This is a genomic window from Bowmanella yangjiangensis, from assembly GCF_018531185.1.
In the GTDB taxonomy this organism is placed as follows: Bacteria; Pseudomonadota; Gammaproteobacteria; order Enterobacterales; family Alteromonadaceae; genus Bowmanella; species Bowmanella yangjiangensis.
In genome coordinates this window covers 540,011-560,791 of the sequence record NZ_JAHDJU010000002.1, presented here as the reverse complement: position 1 = coordinate 560,791, position 20,781 = coordinate 540,011, and the positions used below count along the sequence as shown (strand labels likewise).

Here is a 20,781-nt window from a genome sequence, read left to right as displayed (position 1 = left end):
TACCGTTCTAAGATATACCAATGTTCTCCAAAGGAGATGTTGTATGTCGCTTTCTCTGCCTATTTCTCGCCTCAGCCATATTGCCGCCCTCCTGTTACTTGGATTACTCAGTTGGGCATGCATTACTGCTAATCAACTTGGCTGGGTGACGGCATCACCGCTTATGCTGGCAATATTGCTGGGTATGGTGCTAGGACACTTTGGCTATCAGCACCTGGAAACCCGATTCAGTAACACAGTGCAGTGGGCTAAAGGGCCCTTGCTGCGCCTCGCCATCGCTCTATACGGCTTTCGTTTAAGCCTGGACCAGATTCAGCAGGTCGGAATCAGTGGCGTGCTCTTAGCAGCCTTGATTCTAACCATCACCATCAGCACAGCGCTATGGCTGGGTAAGAAGCTGGGACTGGATAAGCAAACCAGTCTGCTGGTGGGGGCAGGTAGTGCTATCTGCGGCGCAGCGGCGGTGCTGGCCTGTCAGTCACAGCTCAAAGCCAGTGACGAAAAAGTCTCAGTTGCCATAGGCTGTGTGGTATTGTTTGGCAGCCTGGCCATGCTGTTCTATCCCTTGGCGTATGCCTTACTACCTGTCACTGAGCACCAGTTGGGTTTGCTGATTGGCGCTACCGTGCATGAAGTCGCTCAAGTCGCGGCCGCTTCCGGTGCCATCAATGAACCTGTGCAACAGGTGGCCGTTATCGAAAAGATGCTACGGGTGATGCTACTCGCCCCCTTTTTACTGTGGCTTGGCTGGTTTCATCAAAGTGAGCCGCGCGAAGAGGGTACAAGGCTGCATATCCCCTGGTTTGCGCTGGGCTTTCTGGCTTGTAGTTTAATTAGCTCCGCGGATTGGCTGTCAGGTGATAACCTCGCGGCGATTAGGTACGCCGACGAGCTGATGCTGACTATGGCTATGCTGGCATTGGGGCTAAACACCCGCATTACTGATGTCGTAAAAGCAGGGCGCCGCCCCTTGCTGATGGCGGCGGCGCTATTTGTGTTGCTGATTGGCGGTGGACTAATCCTGACCCTGGCTTTAACTTAAATCCAGGGTCGGAGCGTCATTGCCCGGCTCTTCGGCCTCTACGGCGGTTGCTTTACCGTCGGGCAATATCACCTCAATCCCATCTACACGTTGCAAGCCACGGGGTAGTTTATGCCCTCTACGGCCTCGTTCTCCCTGGAAGTGACTAAGATCTTCCGCACTTAAGGTCATGCCGCGTTTGCCTGCCAGCACCTTAACCTGAGCACCGTCCGGCACCACGGCCAGCACCTTTACGTACTCTTCACGGGCCTGAGCTTTGGCAGAAGGAATACTGATGATCTTATTTCCCTTCCCTTTACCCAACTCAGGTAAATCCTTGAGCGGGAACATCAGCATCCGCCCCTCATTGGAGATAGCCAGGCAGTAATCGCTTTGTAAGTTGCGTACACGCTGCGGCGTAATCACTTTGGCTGCCATAGGCAGACTCAGGTAGGCCTTACCAGCCTTGTTCTTACTGACCATGTCAGCGAACTTGCCAATGAAGCCATAGCCAGCGTCTGACGCCAGTAAATACTGGTCGTCATCATTGCCCATCACCACATGTTCAAAGCTCTCACCGCCAACAATATTAAAGCGACCGGTTAATGGTTCGCCCTGACTACGGGCGGATGGCAAGGTATGGGCATCACAGGCAAAAGTTCGCCCTGAAGAATCCAGGAACACGGCCTGTTGATTGCTACGCCCTTTCGCCGAGGCCAGGTACTGGTCACCTGCCTTATAGCTAAGACCAGGGGCATCCACATCATGGCCTTTGGCACAGCGTGCCCAGCCTTTTTCGGACAGAACGATGGTTACCGCTTCCGAGGGCACTAGTTCTTTTTCCGACAGCGCCTTGGCTTCAACCCGCTGAATGATAGGTGAACGGCGGTCGTCACCATAATGTTCGGCGTCTGCCAGGATTTCTTTCTTAATCAGATTTTTAAGCTTGGTGTTAGAGCCAAGAATCGCCTGCAGTTTGTCACGTTCAATGGCTAATTCATCCTGCTCACCGCGGATCTTCATTTCTTCCAGCTTAGCCAAGTGACGTAACTTCAACTCAAGAATAGCTTCGGCTTGTTTATCACTTAGCCCAAATCTGGCCATCAATACGGCTTTAGGCTCCTCTTCGGTGCGGATGATGTGAATGACTTCATCGATATTCAAAAAGGCAATCAGTAAACCTTCCAGAATATGCAGTCGGGCCAACACCTTTTCCAAACGATACTGCAAACGACGGGTCACTGTATCGCGACGAAACTCCAGCCATTCACTGAGAATAGTGCTCAGGTCTTTGACTTTGGGCCGGTTGTCCAGACCAATCATATTCAGATTGACCCGATAACTCTTTTCCAAATCCGTCGTCGCGAACAAATGCTGCATCAACTGTTCTACGTCAACCCGGTTAGAGCGCGGTGTTATCACCAAACGAGTGGGGTTTTCATGGTCGGATTCATCGCGTAAATCACTCACCATGGGCAGCTTTTTGGCCTGCATCTGAGCGGCGATCTGTTCAAGAATCTTGCCGCCTGACGCCTGATGCGGCAACGCAGTAATCACCACTTCGCCATTTTCTTCACCGTATACAGCTCGCGCCTTGATGGAGCCCCGACCCGACTCGTAAATCTTCTGAATCTCATCCCTAGGCGTAATAATCTCAGCTTCAGTAGGATAATCCGGGCCATGCACAAATTGCATCAGCTCTTCAACCTGGGCCTTGCCGTTATCCAGCAAGTAGGCACAAGCCTGCGCCAGCTCGCGTAAGTTGTGAGGCGGAATATCGGTGGCCATACCTACCGCAATGCCTGTTACGCCGTTCATCAGAATATGTGGTAAGCGGGCTGGCAGCACTTTAGGCTCTTTAAGGGTGCCGTCAAAGTTGGGTACCCAATCTACCGTGCCTTGTCCGAGTTCACTTAGCAGCAACTCACTGTAGCGGGATAAGCGCGCTTCGGTATAACGCATGGCGGCAAAAGATTTGGGATCATCTGGCGCTCCCCAGTTGCCCTGACCATCCACCAGCGGATAGCGGTAGGAAAATGGCTGGGCCATCAGCACCATGGCTTCATAGCAGGCGGAATCACCATGGGGGTGGAACTTACCCAATACATCACCCACAGTACGGGCAGATTTCTTGTACTTGGCGGTCGCGCTCAGTCCCAGATCAGACATAGCGTAAACAATGCGACGCTGTACAGGTTTAAGGCCATCACCAATATGTGGAAGTGCCCGATCCATGATGACGTACATTGAATAATTCAGGTAGGCATCTTCGGTAAAACGCCGCAGGGGCAACTGCTCTATACCATCGGCACTGATACTGATTTCTTGGCTCATAGAATTCTTGCTTTACGAGATTAACTTCGGGAAGTGGGTGGCGTGTTGGGTCAGTGGGTCATTACCGCTAATTTAACCAGACAGAATATCCACCGCACGGCACACGCTAATAAAATGGCAACTTAACATTGGTATCCCCTTGTGGACAATGCTTAAATAAGCCTCCTGAATTCTCAACTCACCGTATAGCTGCTTAAATCATGGGATTGGCCAAGTATTTGTTGCTGTGTTTTTGTCTGCTGTTCAGCCTGTCGGCTGTGGGCCAGGCCAGCCTGCAACTTATTGATGCCGAGAAAACCCACAGCCTAACCGATCAGATGCGAATACTGATAGATGCTGATGGCGGGTTAACCATTGAGCAAGTGCTGGCTATGCGCCGCGATTTTCAGTGGCCAGCGCAACACAACCCTAACTACGGTTTCGGCGATGAAGCAATCTGGTTTACTACCAGCTTCAGTAATGTCAGCCAACAGCCTGTCTGGTTGGTCGATGTCAAATATGCGCAGAATGATAACGTGGATATCTACCTGGTTGCACAGGGCAAAATCATTGCCCATAGCAAGCAGGGTAAAGCGCAAGCAGAGCAGCGATTCCGATACCCCTCCATGGAGGCCACCCTCCCTTACGCAACAAGATTGGACCTCTATATCCGTATACAAAGTGATGCGGAGGCAAGAGTAGTACCTGTTACCCTTTCCTCTGAATCACTACATATGAAAAAGCAGGCACTGGAAAACATCCTGTGGGGCGTGTTTTACGGTGGCTTAATGGTGCTGCTTTTCTACAACCTGACATTATTTATCAGTTTGCGAGATACCAGTCTGCTGGTCTATTGCACTTATATTGCCACGGTGCTGATATGGCAATTTGTTTGGGGTGGACACATTCAGGTTTACTGGCAATCGCCGGTTGCTGACTGGCTAAATCAACACACCGATCTGCTGTTTTTGGTTATTGCGGTAACTGCAGGTATTTTCACTTACAGCTTTCTTGATGCCAAGCAGAATGCTCCTAAGGCCGGGCGAATAATCATTGCCTTGATTGGCATAGAGATACTGCTTGGGTTGGCGTCACTGGGCAACTTTCTGGATGCCGGTATACAAAATGGCGCTGTTTATCTGGTTAGCATGCTGGCCATTAGCAGCTACCTATATGCTGGCTATGAAAGCTACGCCAACCAATTTAAACCAGCTCGTTACTTTGTATTTGCCTGGAGCATTTTGCTCACAGCCGCTCTGGCCGGTTTACTGGGGCTGATAGGTTGGCTACCCACCAACTTCCTGACCACCTATTGTTTCCAGATGGGCGTTTTTCTGGAGGCCGTGCTGTTTTCCCTGGCTCTAATGGAAAAAAGCCAGACGCAACTCAGCCATTCCGTTGACTTGGTGACCAATGATCTGCGCAATAACATGGAAATTATTGAAGAACAAAATGCGCGCCTGGATATTGCCCGCAAGCAAGCGATCCAGGCCAGCAAGATCAAGTCCCAGTTTCTGGCCAATATGAGCCATGAAATCCGTACCCCGCTTAACGCGATATTGGGATTCAGCCAGGAATTAGCCAATACGCCCTTGCCCACCGAGAAGCAGGAACACGTACGAATCATCAATGCGTCCGCCAACAACTTGCTAAATATCATCAACGACGTACTGGATTTCTCCAAAATTGAAGCAGGTAAGTTGCAGATCAATAACGAGCCATTCTGCCCTACAGAACTGTTGGAAGAGCTGGCGGGGTTAATGGCGCGCTCGGCTCATGCCAAGGGACTGGAACTTATTAGCGACTTGAGTCCCTTACCGAAAAAGTTGATTGGTGATGCCGCCCGTATTCGCCAGGTACTCACCAATTTGGTTGGCAATGCCATCAAGTTTACCCGTCACGGGCATGTGCGTCTGGCGGTAAAAGGCGAAGACCAGGCCAACGGTTTGTATGAACTGGTATTTAAGATTGAAGACACCGGCATAGGTATCAGCCGGGAAGACAGACATAAGCTGTTCTCCGCTTTCTCGCAACTGGATGGTGCTATTAACCGCGAATACCAGGGAACCGGCCTAGGTTTGGCTATCTGTCAGGAACTGGTTAAGTTAATGCGGGGTAGCATTGAACTGCATAGCGAACAAGGTGCTGGGACGGAGTTTACCGTCAAGCTGCGGGTCAATAAGTTAAGTCAGAAGATGTCGCTATCACCCTATAGCCGCTGGAAAGGCAAACAGGTGCTGATTTACGAAGCCTACCCACCCGCACGTCAGGCCATGGGGCGCATGTTTAAAGCTCTGGGCGCAGTGGTGACCAGTTGTGACAGTTTTGACTATCTGGCAATGCAAACCGGTCCTTTTGATTATCTGTTTTTATCCTGCCCTGAGCAGCAATGTCACAGCTATCAGGCCAAACTCGCCTCATTAGAAACGCTGCGCGCCAGACACAAAGTTCTGCTTGATAGTGCCCCAAGGCCAAGCCAGCAAGACATGATGCTCGCCATGTTTGAAAGACGGATTGAACGGCCGCTGACGCTAGGTAAGCTGGAAAACTTGCTGCACCCACCCACACCAATCCAAAACGATAATTTTTCACGTCAGCTCAAAAGCCTGCCGAAAGCCAGCGTATTGGCGGTGGATGATATGGAGATTAACCTGAGGTTGCTGGCCACTTGGTTGCGTGACTCGCCGGTGGAGCTGTCACTGAGCTTTAATGGTCAGGATGCCGCTGATCGCTGCGAGAAAGAAGCCTTTGATCTGATACTGATGGATGTGCAAATGCCGGGTATTGATGGTCTGGCGGCCAGCCGCATGATCCGTAAAACCCACTTAAATCGTGGCACCCCGATTATTGCTGTGACAGCCCATGCGTTTCGCGAAGAAAAAGAAAAACTGCTTAATTCCGGCATGGACGACTATCTACCCAAACCTATCAATTTTGATGATCTGATTAAGCTGATTAAGCGCTGGTGTCAGCCCACCTCAGAAGAGAGCCTGGACTGGGCACAAGCCATGCAACTGGCCAACGATAATCCGCACCATGCCAGACAAATGTTGGATGCGTTTATCGAGCAGTTGCCCAGCATGCATAGTCAGATTAAAGCCGCTGCACAGGCAGGGGATCAGGCGCATTTGCAGTACTTAATACACAAACTGCACGGCGCTTGTTGCTATACCGGTGTGCCCAAGCTTAAAACCCTCTGTCAGGAACTGGAGGAACATCTAAAAACCGGGCATATCGCCGAGGTCAAAACCTTACTTGAAAGCTTTTATCGGGAATGCCTACAAGTGGAAGAACAAGGCTTGGAGTTCTTACAAGGCGGCTCTTTTGGAGAGACGCAGCATCCCGCCTAAGGCCCGTTGCTAGCTTATCCGTCTTTTAAAGACTGCTGCTGGCAAGCATTAAGCAAAGCGACAAATTCCTCCTGAGATCTGTCAAACTCAGACGCAAACACAAACAGGTCATAGCCAAGCACCTCGCGAATACGGGTCATACGGTTGGCAAACATCGCCACTATTCCCCGATATTCTTTGCCGCTGTTGCCCTTGTAACTGTCCTTTTCCAATAGCGTCTCGCTATAACACTGACCGGTTTTACAATCCTCATCCTGCAATAACAGCGGCCGTTGCTGCATTAGAATGTTACTGGCCAAGCGCGGGGAAATACAGGCTAACAAAGGCTCATAGTCTTTCAAGCGAATACCTATCAGCTCCATATCCTGATGCTCCAGCCCGCGTCTGACACGAGGAATACCGACCCGCTGAATATTGCCCCACTCCAGTTGCCAATGGCCAAATCGATGCAGATATTTCAGATGCTGACGGGACAGCTCGAAGCTGAACACTGGCTCTCTGACCTTCAGCCAGCCAATTAAAATCGTTACCAACGATGCGCTGGTCAGGAAAATACCAGCCAATTTTAGCCATTCAGGTAACCAGGCCAACCATAAGGCGGACAATAGCAAACCGATAATGCCGAACAAACACAAGCTGAAGCCATTGCGCTTGGCCCCCGCACGAATCTGAATGATATCCATATGGCTCACCACCAAAGCATCACGAGTAAATACATCAAAAGCCCCCAAATTATTGCTGCACGTATCTGCCGGCAACGCACACAATCCGTGTGCCACAATGACCGCCACCACCCTGATTGTCTTTCTGACATATGACAAATTCCTGACCCGACATCACGATTGCGCTATAATCCGGCAATTTTCCCGGGTGGCGCAATCCAAAGTAAGGATCTTTGCGTATTAAAGCCATCAATAGCAACGAGATGAATTGATGTCAGACCAATTGAACAGCCACTATCAGCAGATCATCACGCTTTTGGGTGAAGATGTCAGCCGCGAAGGATTAGTGGATACCCCAAAGCGTGCCGCCAAAGCCATGCAGTTTCTTACCGACGGTTACCATAAGTCACTGGATGAAGTGGTTAACGGCGCTATCTTTGAATCTAATACCGATGAGTTGGTAGTCGTACAGGACATTGAATTCTATTCCTTATGTGAACACCATATGCTGCCCTTTATCGGCCGCTGCCATATCGCTTATCTGCCAAATGGGAAAGTTCTTGGGCTGTCTAAGTTTGCCCGTATAGTGGATATGTTTGCCCGCCGACTGCAGATTCAGGAAGGCCTGACCAAACAAATCGCCGAAGCCGTACAAGAAGTCACTGGCGCCAAAGGAGTAGGCGTAATAATGGAAGGCAAGCACATGTGTATGATGATGCGCGGCGTACAAAAACAGAATTCCTCTATGGTCACCTCGGTGATGCTGGGCGGGCTGCGTAAATCACAGGCCACCCGTGATGAATTCCTGCGCCTGATCGGCAAATAACCAGAGCGGGCGACAGTCCCGCTCAAACTATTTGCTTAGCAGTGCAAACCCGGCGCAGCTTTGATACTTACTATCCGTCCGTCAGCATCAAAGGCAATTTCCACCGTGTCCCCCTGACTGAGCTGCGCTGGCAGTTGTTGACTATTGTGCATCTGCTCAACCAGTTGTGCGGTTAACAGCACCAACTCCTTATCACAGGTTTGCAAACCCCAACCGTCTTCGGTATTCAACAATCTGGCCAGGCGCTTGTGGTGTGCTGTCAATATCTGCTGACCCTGTATATATCGGGCATAGTTGTCAGCATGCTCAACACGGGTTTGCTCGGCAACTAAAGCCGCGAGTTCACCAGGTTGCTTTTCTTCGTTCAGCCGATGCACCTGAATCACCTCATACTCAGGTCGTAGCTGTTGGTGTGTGATACCAACAAATTGAAACAATACCAATAGTGCAGCACACAAACTGATACCGAGCGTCCAGTTCCACAGGTTGTAGCCCGGCTTGATCTGCTCAGCCTGGGCTTTGTTCAACAACAACTGTCGGGTCGAGTGAGGCGCCTTAACCTGTTCTTTACGCTGTTGATAGAGGGCTTTCAGTTGCTCATCTTTATTCACAACATTCTCCCAATTGTTGACGAAGCTGCTGTTTGGCATAGCGCAGTCTACTTTTGATGGTTTCCTGATTATCCCCTGTGATCAGGGCAATATCCTGTACACCAAATCCTTCCTGATACAGCATAAAAGCCTCTCTCTGATAAAAAGGCAGAGCTTCGAGGGCCTGTGAAAAAGCCTTAAGTAGGTTTCCATCCACCTTATCCTGACTGCCTTGATCACGGACTTCGCATTCCTCCAACAATGGATAGCGCTTAGTGCGGCGGTATTCGTCCATTAACAGATTGCGTGCCAGAGTAAACAGCCAGGCTTTAAACTGGCCATTACTATGATACAAGTGGCGCTTTTCCATTACCCTAAGCCAGGACTTTTGCGCAATATCCGCGGCAAGCTCAGGCTCTGACAGCGTTAACAGAAAGTGATACAAATCCCTGGCACAATTATCGTAAAGCTTCGCCAGCAAACTCGCATCACCGCTTAGCACATAGCGGCTCATCAACTCTTCGTTGCTGAGCTCAATATGCAATAAGGATTTGATTGCGATACTTAGCGTCATATCTTTCCTTAACGACCAATGCGCCTCTGACACCAGACACACATTATTAACCATCCTAAGACTTAGCTTATTGGTTCAAATTGAAACTTAACAGTACCACCTGATTGCTTTGCGCCATGGCCTGTCCATTTCGAATCTGTGGTTTGTATTTCCAGCGTAACAATGCCCGTCGGGCTTCACGGTCAAAGATCCGGGCCGGGTTCGACTCAAGCACCCGCACATTTTCCACCTTGCCGCTGGGGTCTATATCAAACACCAATTTAACCCAGCCTTCGATACCATCGCGTAATGCTTCCATGGGATAGTTTGGGTCGAATCTCACCATGGGAGTTGCCTGCCCCTCCGAGGCACTAAACACAGGAATTTCGCCCAACTCTTCTCCCAGCTTTACGTCAGGGACAAAGTCACCAATGCCCGGCTCAAGATCATCACTCACTGGGGTAAGATTAGTCAGTTTAGGCATGACTTTATGCTCAGGTGGCGGTGATAAAGGTTTTTTCTCCTGAGTAATTTGCTTCTCAGGTTCAAAAACCGCGTTGACAACAACCACAGGGGAACTGTCTATAGGCCCATCTTGCTCGATACGGGTCAGCACATCCATCAATACAAACAGGGCAAAAGTGATCAGGCTGGCCAGTAACGTAATAATCAGGGCCTTAACAGCGGTATTTGCGAATGAAGTAGCAGTAAAGTGGCTTAGCATGGCGTTTCTCCATTTGGGTTGCATAGATAAAACGCCGTACAAAGCCAAAAGGGGTTAAAGAGTTAAAAAATTATTGCAGCGCCAAGCTAATACGTCCTTCATCACCAACCACCAGCAAATAGCTGCGGCCAAACGAAGCGTCACACAGATTGATAGGCATCCCATTGACTTGCAGGCCGCCATTGCATTGATCCACGGAGATGAACTCCGAGACTTTGCCGATGGTCAGGGTCAGAGTTTGTCCGCTGTTGTTGGCCTGCAAAGCGGTATCCGTAGCAAATAGCCTGACCCTGATATAGCCCTCACGATTTGACTCATATTTCTCAAATAAACTGTGTGATAAGGCTTCCCCGGACATCCAGGCCAACCACTGATAATGCCTGTCCCGTTTAACTTTATGGGTTTCCCGGTAGCCCGCCTTGTTCGCGTAAGGGGCATGCACGTAAAAGTTCACTTTGCGCTCTGCGTTATGCTCATGGCGAATTTGTTTGGTTCCTTCCTCTTTGGTGACATGCGCCACTTTGTACTTGTCTTTGAACGGGTCTCTTTCATCGCCGTCAAGTTCTGAGTTGGCCATGTAAAAGTCCAGCTCAAGATTTGTGGCATTTACCAATTGATAGTCACTCTTGTAGTAGTCACTGCCAAAGTTGGCGGTTTCCACATCGTCACTGGAGCAGGCTGACAATATCAGCATCAGCGATATAGTGATGACTTTATTCATTACATTTTCCTATAGGTGAAAAACACCATGACTTTGCCAACACCGGACTTATCCACCAGCGGGCTGTCCTGTATGGTCTGATCCAACCATTCATAGCTGGCCTGCGCACTCAGGCTCCATTGTCGATTGAAGGGGTAAATTAACTGCATGGAGAGCTGGTAGTTGGTCGCAGCTTCGGCTTGATAGGCAACACGGCCATACTGCGGAGCGATATTGTCGCCATAGACCCCATACAGATAGTCACTGTATTTCTCACTCAGCCAGCGCACACCGCCGCCCATAAGGAACTGCACACCACGCTCTCCCTGATAGAGCGGGTGCATATAGGATAAATCGGCGACAGTGCCTGATGAGTGGTTGGACACATCCTGACTCACCGACAAGGATAAATGCTGCCACTTCGCGTTTAGCTGGGCCGTCACTTCCCCATCGGGCGAATGATAACCTGTGAAGACAGGATCATCGGACAGCTTATCGTTAAAACTAAACACGCTGTCATAGGTTTCATCCCGGTAATTCAGCCCGGCAGACAGGCTAACTGGCCAGTTGTCACCGCTTAGCCGATACTGAAAAATCCCATGTTTAACACCCAACTGCCAACGACCATATTCGGCATTGATGTAGGGTAGTGTGATGTATTGAATCGGCATATCCACCCAGGGTGTGTCATAAGCCGCCAGCCCTCCACCGAACTCCAGTTTCCATGTCTCATCTGCCTGCACCCAGCCTGAGAAAATCAGCAGTAATAGCAGTTTGCATCCGTAGAATAAGCTCCTCATGGTCATAGTCTCCTTGATTAAACTATGGGCAGCTTAGCGAGCGTATTCGGTGCGTACATGTGACAAATGTCATGGCCTTTAGTCACGTCGCGGAGATCGTGACATTTGCCCTATTCGAGGCATACTGCGGTTATGCGATACTGCCGCCATGAAGTTATCGGACCGTTTGAACAGCAAATTTTTTGAAATCGGCCTGGGTTTTCTAACCTGGGGATTTATCCTTTGTTTCACCCTGTATTTCTGGCACCTGAACGATCCCAATATTCAGCATCGTTTTGCTCCCACTCCCGGTGCCGTGCTGCTGGTGTGCAGTTTGTTGCTACTGTTTCTGGCGGGGTATTTGTGGCGTATGTTGCGCTCCGACTACATTTGGCTGGGGCCGTTAGTCCAGGCCTTGTGTCTCCTGCTATTAATGTGGCTGTTCCCCAATGGCATGATTCTTATCCTAGGTATTATGTTGGTGGCACACCTTAGCGAATTATTCAGGCCACTCATCTGCGTATTGGTTTGCTTATTGTTGCCAATGCTGAACTTTGTGCTTTCACCAGCCGAATATGGACTGGTCAACGCCCTGCTGTTTTCCACCTTGAACCTTTTTGCGCTTTTCATCGCCACACGCTTACAGGCCGAACGACAGGCCAAGGAAGCCAACGCTCACTTGCTGAGAGAATTAAGGGCCACACAAAGCTTGCTCTATACCACCACCCGTCGTGATGAGCGACTGCGCATAGCACGAGACTTACATGATGTGCTTGGGCATCACCTGACCGCATTGAGTATCCAGTTGGAAGTCGCCAACCAGCTTAGCCAGGACAGTGCCAGTCAACATATTAAACGTGCACAGGAACTGGCCAAGTTGCTTCTCTCTGATGTTCGTGAAGCTGTAGCAGACATTCGCCGGGCAAATCAGCTGGATATCGTATCCGCACTGCAAGCTCTGATTCAGGATCTGGATGGTCTGGAAATTAGCCTTGATATAGACCCTGACGTGGTGATCATCGATGCACGTGTTGCAGAGGCGCTTTTTCGCTGTGCCCAGGAAGCGCTCACTAATGTTCTCAAGCATAGTGGTGCCAACCAATGTCGATTAAGCCTCAACAAACGTGAAGGAGTTTTGCATCTGCAGGTGGATGATAATGGCCGCCATACAAAAGATATCACACCTGGCCATGGCTTAACTGGCATGCAGGAGCGGCTGAGCAAACTGGATGGCGAATTGAAAATAGAAGCTGGCCCGGCTGGCTTCAGCCTGCTTGCGATACTCCCGGATAGCGGTACATGAACGTTAAGATCTTATTGATAGACGACCAGAACCTGGTTCGTGAAGGCATCAAAAGTCTTTTACAGCTTAAACCTGGTTTGGATGTTGTTGCCGAAGCTGACGACGGTAGTGAGGCCCTGGCGCTGGCCCTTACTTATCAGCCAGATGTTATGCTGTTGGATATCCGTATGCCTAAAGTCACAGGGCTGGATGTACTTAAACAACTTAAAGCAGCCAATATTCAGTTACCTGTGCTGATACTGACCACCTTTGATGATCATGATTTGGTGCTTGAGTGCATTAAGCTGGGTGCCAAAGGCTACCTGCGCAAGGACGTAAGCTTTGACGCGCTGACAAACGCCATCATTAATCTGGCGCAGGGTAAAAGCTGGTTGCAACCCGCAGTGACCTGTCGGGTGGAAAAAGCCAGGGACAACCAGGATTCCCCAAGCGCACTGATAGAACAACTCACGGATATAGAAGTGCAAGTGCTCAGGCTGGTGGCCGCCGGGTACTCCAATCACGAGATTGCCGATGCGCTGCATCGCTCAGTAGGTACCATTCGCAATCAGGTTTCCGCCATTCTGGCCAAGCTGAATGTGCGAGACCGCACACGTGCGGTGCTCAAGGCGCTGGATCTTGGCCTGATATAAAAGTTTCAAACTGGTGAGGAAGGTAAACGGCTAGCTTGCCAGCCAAGCTCACGTACTGTCGCAATGCTCTGGGCAGGGTTTCAGCAATAGCCGCCAACTGAGCGGCAAGCTGTATATTACCACCAGCCGCAGCCTGCTCCAGCGCCATAGGTACATTGGCAAAAGTGCTGAACAAACGTAATAAGTGGCTAAGTTCTTTGGCGGCTTGGGGGGCATCATCCGGCGCCTGCTGTTGCATCTGTGACCAGGCCTGCTGCCACACTTTCTGCAGGTGCTGATGACCCAATAAACAACCGCTCATCCACTGGCTCAGGGCATCTTCCAGCGTTAATCCAGCATGATAAACACAAACCCTGGGTAATAAATTGCCTTCATCCCGCATGATTAACAACTGCGCTTTGAAGCAATCCATTAAGCTTTGCGTGAGCTTTTCAGCGACCTCTGCAGACATCTCGTCGCTGATCAGTACCCAAGGCATCCATTGTTGAGGGGCAGGGATCTGTGGTGCAGCAGCTACCGAAAACAGCAGCCCACAAACCTCATGATAGCTGCGTAGCAACTGAGGATGATCTTCGCAGAGTGTTTTTAAGTCCTGCCCCATCACTTCAGATTTGCCAGTCATGCGTGTATTGCCCTTTGACGGCAGTGACCCGTCGATTAGCGTCCAGTTGGAAAACCTGCCAAGCATCGCGTGCCGGGCTCCGTAGTTGATGACAAGTTAATCGTTGATAATGCAGCATAAACTTGGCCAGCTGTTGCTCATTCATGCCCCTTCCACCTCGTTGCATCAATTTTTGCTCCTGCTCTGCCCGCCACGTCAGCACACTCTGCCAATCTGGTGCCTGCAATATGACTAATCTATCAAAGGTGGCAAACAAGCGTTGATAATCTCCAGCTAAGCAATGGTTCACATACTGACGCCAGGTGCCCGCTATATCTTCCTGCTGTTCCAATTCATTAATGGCCTTGGTGAGCTCCAGCTCTTCTTGTGGGGTGGCCCCCAGGCACCAACCTTCAATAATGAGAATATCCGCCGGACCTTGCAGCCATTCACCTTCTACGCTTCGGTCGTCCTGACTTTTATCAAACCTTGGCAAGCTAAGATCCTGGCCATTTCTGAAACGGCGAATCAGTTCCATCCCTAAACTGATGTCATGGGTACCAGGCACGCCACGGGTTGCTAGCAGGGGATGCACATTTTCGGCCAGCCAGCGCCGGTGAGAGCGGGGATAGTAGAGGTCATCCAATGACAATACCGCAACCTGCAATCCAAATGTTTGCCCTAACTCGGCTTGCAGATACTTGGCCAAGGTAGATTTACCACTCCCCTGTGCCCCACTGATAGCAAATACGCAAGGTTTCTTCTGTGCCGCCAACTGTTCAGTCAAAGGCCACCATTGCTGACGAAGTGCATGCGCCTGGGGTTTCAGCAAATCCAACCATTTTCCCAGGCCAAGTGTAGAATAGGGTAACCTCAAAACAGTCCTTCCACTGAATACTTATATCTATTACAGCAGAAATTAGCCTAATAAGTAATAACGGATTGTTTGTCGCAAAAGCCCCCCTTTCTATCGGTCTGACCTTGACCTGCCAATGAACAGAAATGTTATAATATTACCAATTCACGATTATAGCGGTAACCCCATGAAAGTACGCTTCTCCCCTATTGTGCTGGCACTTCTGCCAGCATTTGGCTGGGCTAATGACAAACCCGTCCAGAAAGATGAACATGATATTGAAACATTGGTAATCAGTGCTTCACCATTAAAGCGTACGATTCTGGAATCAGCCACGCCGGTATCCATTCTCAGTGGTGAAGAGCTTGCACAGAATCAGGCTGCGACGCTGGGCGAGACCCTGAAAAACACCCCAGGGGTAAATAGCTCCTACTTCGGCCCAGTCTCCAGCAGCCCGATTATTCGTGGTCTGGACGGCCCCAGAATTAAGATTGTGCAAAATGGCTTGGATGCATCAGATGCGTCGCGCGTTGGCCCTGACCATAGCGTCGCGACTGAAGTATCTACCGCCACGCAGATAGAAGTGTTAAGAGGTCCTGCCACATTGCTGTATGGCAGCGGGGCAATTGGTGGGGTGGTGAATGTGGTGGATAACCGCCTCCCGCAGCAAACCCAGGATGGTTTGAGCGGCCAGGTTATGGGTTTTTATGACACAGTCGCCAACGAGAAAACCGTTTCCACCGATTTAAACGGTGGGGCTGGCAGCTTTGCCTGGCATTTGGACGCCTTCAGCCGTAAAACCGATAATTTTGAGATCCCAGGCCCAGCCGAATTGGCTCATGATGAAGACGAGCATGACGATGAACAAAGCGGATACCTGGAAAATTCTGCTATCGATGCGCAGGGATTCACACTGGGTGGCGGTTGGATAAGCGATGACTTCCGCCTGGCGTTATCATACGGCCGTTTGGATTCTGACTACGGCGTTCCCGGTCATGCCCATGAAGAGCATGGAGAAGAGGATGAAGCAGACGAGCACAGTGCGGAAACCGAAGAAGGCGTTTACGCTCGTCTGAAGCAAGACAGGTTTCAGGCCATTATTGACTGGAATAACCTAACCGGTCCTTTCTCTGCAGTACACTGGCATAACGGCTATACCGATTATCAGCACAGTGAAATTGAAGAGGGACAAGTTGGCACAACGTTCCAGAATCAAACGCTGGAATCCCGCCTATGGGCCGAACACAAGCCGCTATTTGGCTGGGAAGGAGTAATAGGTCTGCATTTCAATGACGTTGAATTCTCCGCCATTGGTGAAGAAGCCTTTACGCCTCCCACGGACAGCCAAAGTCTGGCAATGTTCGTACTGGAAGAAAAACGCACCGGTGACTTGCTGTGGCAATTGGGACTACGTGTAGAGAAAGTTCGCCATCAGCCGGACAATGCTTTTTTTGACGCCATGGCCCACGCTCACGAAGCCCATGACGCCGCCGAGGAGGAAGAGGAGCACGAAATCCACTTTGACGAGCAGCGCTACAACAGCTTGAGTGCCTCCGCAGGCGTGGTGTGGAGCTTAGATGAGCACCAATCGCTGGCCTTTAACTATGCTTATTCGCAGCGAGCACCTTCCGCTTCAGAGACCTTTGCTTTTGGCCCACATATTGGCACCGGCACTTATGAAATTGGTGGTGGCTTTGCCATTCACCAACACGAGGATGAATATCTGCTGGAGCAGGCTGAAAGCAAGATGGACAAGGAGGTCTCCAACAACCTTGATCTCACTTACCGTTATCACACCGATCAGTGGCACGCGTCGGTGAGCCTGTTCTACAACCAGGTAGATAATTACGTGTTTCAGCAGGACACTGGGCTAGTAATCAGCAACGGACATCTGCACGCCCATGATGAAGTAGAAGACAGCGGAGAGTTGGAAGACGGACATGCGCATGGCGAGGATCTGCCGGTCTTCCTATTTGCCCAACAGGACGCCAAGTTGTATGGATTCGAAGCCGAGATGGACTGGCACTTCGCTGAAAACTGGCGCATCGATGCCTTTACCGATTACACCCGCGCCAAATTGGATGACGGCAGCAATGTCCCGCGCATTCCGCCACTGCGGATAGGCTCCTCGCTGCACTTTGAATACGACAGATGGCATGCCGAAGCAGGCTTTACCCGTTACAGCAAGCAGGACAAATACGCCGAATATGAAAGCTCGACAGAGGGTTATACCTTGGTGTCAGCCAGCGTTAACTACTATTTACCGAGCGATCTGGCGGATCTGACGCTGTTCCTAAAGGGAGACAACCTGACCGACGAAGAAGCCAGAGTGCATTCCTCTTTCCTTAAAGATGTCGCGCCGCTACCAGGTCGGGCAATCCGATTCGGCATCAAAGGCCGTTTTTAAGCTCCACTCTGCGATCCATATGGGAGGATCCAACAGCGATCCTCTCTCTCTTTTTAAGCCAACTTTGCCAGAAGATCAACGCAGGATCCCTGCAATTAAACGCACATCTTCGAACAACACCCAAATTTAAAACACAGCTTTTTCCACAGCTTTTTAAGCCAACAGTGGATAAGTCATAAACCTGCTTTTCCGCTTCACTAAATCAATGATACATATGGGCCAATCGCTGTTCGAATGGACTATCTCTACCTGGGCAATTTAGAAACAAGACGTACTTGGAGGGTTAATAAGGACAAGCTAAGAAAATAATCCACAGCGGCAAAAGAATAGCGCCCGCCCCGACTTTATTACCAGATCGGAAGGCGATCTAAGATCCTCTTAAAAAAGAGGATCCCCGATCTCAAAAATATAATGATGCAAGTGATTAACGCCAATCAAGCCATCATAAGTGCTTGGTTAAAAAACTATCCAATTCACGAATAAATGTCAGGTTGCTTTCATAATCATCAAAAAAGTGTGTACCGTCTTTTATCTCGATATATTTAATATCTAAGCGGCTTTTAGCCTTGCTGTAAAAAGACCGAGATTGATCATAGTTTACCCTTGTATCTTTGGTACCATGAATGAGTAACATCGGACTCTTAATCTTATCGAGATAATTAATCGCTGAGACGTCAGCTAACTCATCAATGGCATTTTTATCAGTAATATCAACTATATTGCCAATAAAGCTGTCCTGCCTTTCTTCGTCCTGAACCAGCTCTTCTAAATCAGAGACACCAGATACACTGACTACACAATCAAAACGTTCCGGATGCTGGTAAGCAGCAGTTAGTGCAACATAACCTCCATAGCTAGCCCCCACAATACAGGCTTTGGTCTTCGACACCCTATCTGAGGCCAACAACCAGTCCATTGCCTCATAAACGTCCTGTTGCATACGTTTTCCCCACTGATAATAGCCAGCCGTTTCAAACGCCGTCCCAAAGCCTTCTGAGCCACGGAAATTAACTTGCAGCACAGCGTAGCCCTTTGCAGCAAGTAACTGCACCTTAGGATCAAAATAACGGTAATCACGGGCATGCGGGCCACCATGTGGGTAGACAATAACTGCGGGGTCTTCCACGCCTACAGGCATAGTAAGGTAGCCAGATATTTTCAGCCCATCACTGGCTTCAAATTGATAAGGCTCTACAGCATGCATGGCAGATTTAGCTAGCTGCGGATACTGAGAAAGCCAAATGCCGCCTTTCTTTTTTGCTAAGTCAAAATAGAAATATGTTGGTACTTTGTCATCACGTACCGCCATCGCCAGCAACTTGGTTTTATCAGCACTGCGACTAACAACGGTAACTTCCTGCCCTTTAAGTACTGCGGATATAGTATTTTCCTGCTCACCATCAGCCGGGTCAAAGTAATAGGAGCGATAGTAATCGTCATAATAGTAAGCACCGATTAATTCTCCCTGGCTGTCAAATAATCCATCCTCTAAATCGTATTGCGGGTGAGTAAACAGCATCTGCTCGAATTCCCCTTTGGGAATGTCGTAAAGCCACAAGGATTGAAAACCTGTCTCACGATCTGAAAGCACATAGGCTTTATCACCTTGGTCATTCAAACCAATAAGATAAAAAGTTTCCCCTACCCCGTAAGTCCGGGTATGAAGCTTTTTCAGCTCATCCTGCTCCGCAGCCCGATACCAAATAGTTCGGTTAATCTTGTCATCTTTCTTTTCTACAGCCACACCAACTCGAACTCTGCCCTTACGGTCGGCATACCAATAATCTATGTCGTTGACATTATTAACCGCTTTCTCGAATTTTGCTGTTTTCAAATTCACTTTGAAAACCGAATAGCCCTCGTCCGTAAAGTCATAGGTGGACACTAAAATATGTTCTTCGTCATCTTTAAGCGAAGACGTCAGAATATAACTTTGATACTGGTACCAGGACTGGCTGCTAAACCGCCGATTGGTAATTTCCTTGGAACTGCCATCTTCGACGTTGATGGCATACAACCTTTGCACCCTGAAATGCTGTCCTTGAAAATATTCAGGGTAGCTGGCGGAAATAATCAGGTACTTATTTCCAGACCAACGAATAAACTCCAACCTGTCACGATTTTTTTTCAGCTTAGCCAAGGTGGAAAATTCTAGGGTGGGAAATGGCGCAACTACAACCTGGGGACCATCATCCAGGTTATATAAGGCGGCGATCATCTGACCGTCGGGGGAAATCTGTGGCTGCTCGACTAAAGGTAATTTAGCGTAAGCCTCAACATCTAACGTTGCAGCCATAATCTGGCCACAGAACAAAAAAGTGCATAAACACACAATGTACTTCATCCCTGATTCCTTTTTTAATGTTTTTTCTACGGGGTGATTTATATAAAATCGTTACGTTAAAGTCAGCCAAAAAATTTAACTTTAAAACAAAACATCGGGCAGCTCGGCACTGAAGTGATTACTTTTAATTCCTAGCTTTCCGTTAGTTCAGTCGCAACCAGCTTTAGATCCTCCACTAAACAGGCTGCGGCGGGCGTCAGGCCCCCTTCGGTTCGCATAGTGATCCCCACCGGCCCCTTGCGGGCCAAGGCGGGTACTGGCAAGCGGCATAACTCACCAAGCTGTTCATAGGTGTGAAAGATCTGATAGGGCATGGCCGCGATCATATCGGTTTCCCTTAGCAAGGTACGATTCGTCAGCACAGAAACCGACTCAACCACAGGGGCAGGTGAGGGTAGGCCCTGGTCACGGAAATTCTGATCCAGCTCACGACGCAAATAGGTTTGAGGTGAGGGTAAGATCCAATCTTCCTGCAACAAATCTTCCAGGCTCAAAACACCACGGTTACTCAGTGGATGCCCGGCCCTGGCGACTATCATGGTCGGCTCTTCATACAGCTCGATAGAGGTTAATCCGTCATAGTCCTGATGCTCTGGGATCCTACCCACCACCAGATCCAAGTCGCCCTGCACCAGATTGGGTAAGAGCACATCCTGAGTCCCCTCCACCACAGTCACCGAGATATTCGGCCGTTCGGCCCGCAGTCTCACCAGCGCCTTGGGTAACAAAGTTAAACTGGCGGTAATCAGTGTACCTACAGTGACATGACCGGATAAGCCGCCCTGCAACGAAGTCAGCTCTTCGCTCACATGTTTTATCTGCGAGAGCACCAGCTTGGCATGTTTGATTAGCACCTCGCCATACAAGGTGGGCACTACGCCCCGAGATGAGCGTTCAAACAAGGTCAGCTCGTAGGCAGACTCAATATCGCGGATAATCTTGGTTGCCGCTGGCTGCGCCATATTCATCAACTGCGCCGCTTTGAAGATATTGCACTGCTCCCCCACAGTAACAAGTAGCTTCAAGTGTTTAAGCTTCATGCGGGCGACCATATCGCGTTGCAGTTTTTCTGGTGTCATGTGCAATGTCTCAGATGAATTTGTTGTTATTGACGAGCCGC

At 49.6% G+C, this 20,781-nt stretch carries 17 protein-coding genes; 6 read left to right on the top strand and 11 right to left on the bottom strand.

The genetic code is table 11. The features are described from left to right. The first annotated feature begins 43 nt into the window (after positions 1-43). Positions 44-1,042, top strand: a complete 999-nt coding sequence (locus KJY73_RS12175; protein WP_214344006.1) for a YeiH family protein — start codon at positions 44-46, stop codon at positions 1,040-1,042. On the opposite strand, the gene parC is transcribed toward KJY73_RS12175, so the two are convergent. Further along, on the bottom strand, positions 1,034-3,355 hold the full coding sequence (parC, locus tag KJY73_RS12170; RefSeq protein ID WP_214344005.1) for a DNA topoisomerase IV subunit A: 2,322 nt from the start codon (positions 3,353-3,355) through the stop codon (positions 1,034-1,036). The genes KJY73_RS12175 and parC overlap by 9 nt on opposite strands. A 200-nt stretch (positions 3,356-3,555) precedes the next feature. Between parC and KJY73_RS12165 the strand changes: the two genes are divergently transcribed. Next, on the top strand, positions 3,556-6,684 hold the full coding sequence (locus KJY73_RS12165; protein ID WP_214344004.1) for a hybrid sensor histidine kinase/response regulator: 3,129 nt from the start codon (positions 3,556-3,558) through the stop codon (positions 6,682-6,684). Positions 6,685-6,698: 14 nt separating this feature from the next. On the opposite strand, the gene KJY73_RS12160 is transcribed toward KJY73_RS12165, so the two are convergent. After that, on the bottom strand, positions 6,699-7,463 hold the full coding sequence (locus KJY73_RS12160; RefSeq protein WP_332874196.1) for a DUF2982 domain-containing protein: 765 nt from the start codon (positions 7,461-7,463) through the stop codon (positions 6,699-6,701). A 154-nt stretch (positions 7,464-7,617) separates the two neighbouring features. Between KJY73_RS12160 and folE the strand changes: the two genes are divergently transcribed. Beyond that, the gene (gene folE / locus KJY73_RS12155) at positions 7,618-8,172 is read left to right on the top strand and encodes a GTP cyclohydrolase I FolE (protein WP_206593507.1); all 555 of its coding nucleotides are present in this window, start codon (positions 7,618-7,620) and stop codon (positions 8,170-8,172) included. 35 nt (positions 8,173-8,207) lie between these two features. On the opposite strand, the gene KJY73_RS12150 is transcribed toward folE, so the two are convergent. The 5 genes from KJY73_RS12150 to KJY73_RS12130 all read right to left on the bottom strand — a co-directional run bounded on the left by KJY73_RS12150 (position 8,208) and on the right by KJY73_RS12130 (position 11,539). Next, positions 8,208-8,783: a hypothetical protein gene (locus KJY73_RS12150; RefSeq protein ID WP_214344003.1), complete on the bottom strand. Its 576-nt coding sequence runs from the start codon at positions 8,781-8,783 to the stop codon at positions 8,208-8,210. After that, on the bottom strand, positions 8,776-9,336 hold the full coding sequence (locus KJY73_RS12145; protein WP_232848585.1) for a sigma-70 family RNA polymerase sigma factor: 561 nt from the start codon (positions 9,334-9,336) through the stop codon (positions 8,776-8,778). The genes KJY73_RS12150 and KJY73_RS12145 overlap by 8 nt, the downstream gene beginning before the upstream one ends. A 67-nt stretch (positions 9,337-9,403) precedes the next feature. Continuing rightward, positions 9,404-10,063 carry an energy transducer TonB gene (locus KJY73_RS12140; protein ID WP_214344002.1) on the bottom strand — a complete coding sequence of 220 codons (660 nt, stop codon included), beginning with the start codon at positions 10,061-10,063 and terminating at the stop codon, positions 9,404-9,406. A 46-nt stretch (positions 10,064-10,109) separates the two neighbouring features. Further along, positions 10,110-10,760 carry a hypothetical protein gene (locus tag KJY73_RS12135; protein WP_214344001.1) on the bottom strand — a complete coding sequence of 217 codons (651 nt, stop codon included), beginning with the start codon at positions 10,758-10,760 and terminating at the stop codon, positions 10,110-10,112. Continuing rightward, positions 10,760-11,539, bottom strand: coding sequence for a MipA/OmpV family protein (locus KJY73_RS12130; protein ID WP_214344000.1), 780 nt, complete (start codon positions 11,537-11,539; stop codon positions 10,760-10,762). The genes KJY73_RS12135 and KJY73_RS12130 overlap by 1 nt, the downstream gene beginning before the upstream one ends. 148 nt (positions 11,540-11,687) lie before the next feature. Between KJY73_RS12130 and KJY73_RS12125 the strand changes: the two genes are divergently transcribed. Both KJY73_RS12125 and KJY73_RS12120 read left to right on the top strand, forming a co-directional pair. Further along, positions 11,688-12,821: a sensor histidine kinase gene (locus tag KJY73_RS12125; protein ID WP_214343999.1), complete on the top strand. Its 1,134-nt coding sequence runs from the start codon at positions 11,688-11,690 to the stop codon at positions 12,819-12,821. Next, on the top strand, positions 12,818-13,453 hold the full coding sequence (locus KJY73_RS12120; RefSeq protein WP_214343998.1) for a response regulator transcription factor: 636 nt from the start codon (positions 12,818-12,820) through the stop codon (positions 13,451-13,453). Before KJY73_RS12125 ends, KJY73_RS12120 begins: the two co-directional genes overlap by 4 nt. On the opposite strand, the gene KJY73_RS12115 is transcribed toward KJY73_RS12120, so the two are convergent. Together KJY73_RS12115 and KJY73_RS12110 are read right to left on the bottom strand one after the other, a co-directional pair. Then, a complete protein-coding gene (locus KJY73_RS12115) occupies positions 13,425-14,075 on the bottom strand; it encodes a UPF0149 family protein (protein WP_214343997.1) in 651 nt (216 codons plus the stop codon). The two genes, KJY73_RS12120 and KJY73_RS12115, sit on opposite strands and share 29 nt — an antisense overlap. After that, entirely contained in the window at positions 14,059-14,931 is an 873-nt protein-coding gene (locus KJY73_RS12110) for a zeta toxin family protein (RefSeq protein ID WP_214343996.1), read from the bottom strand. Before KJY73_RS12110 ends, KJY73_RS12115 begins: the two co-directional genes overlap by 17 nt. Positions 14,932-15,097: 166 nt before the next feature. On the opposite strand from KJY73_RS12110, the gene KJY73_RS12105 reads away from it, so the two are divergent. Further along, positions 15,098-17,317 carry a TonB-dependent receptor domain-containing protein gene (locus tag KJY73_RS12105; protein ID WP_214343995.1) on the top strand — a complete coding sequence of 740 codons (2,220 nt, stop codon included), beginning with the start codon at positions 15,098-15,100 and terminating at the stop codon, positions 17,315-17,317. 442 nt (positions 17,318-17,759) lie between these two features. Here KJY73_RS12105 and KJY73_RS12100 read toward each other — a convergent pair whose 3' ends face one another. After that, a complete protein-coding gene (locus tag KJY73_RS12100; protein WP_232848584.1) occupies positions 17,760-19,661 on the bottom strand; it encodes an alpha/beta hydrolase family protein in 1,902 nt (633 codons plus the stop codon). 131 nt (positions 19,662-19,792) lie between these two features. Next, entirely contained in the window at positions 19,793-20,740 is a 948-nt protein-coding gene (locus KJY73_RS12095) for a LysR family transcriptional regulator (RefSeq protein ID WP_214343994.1), read from the bottom strand. Positions 20,741-20,781: the final 41 nt, after the last annotated feature.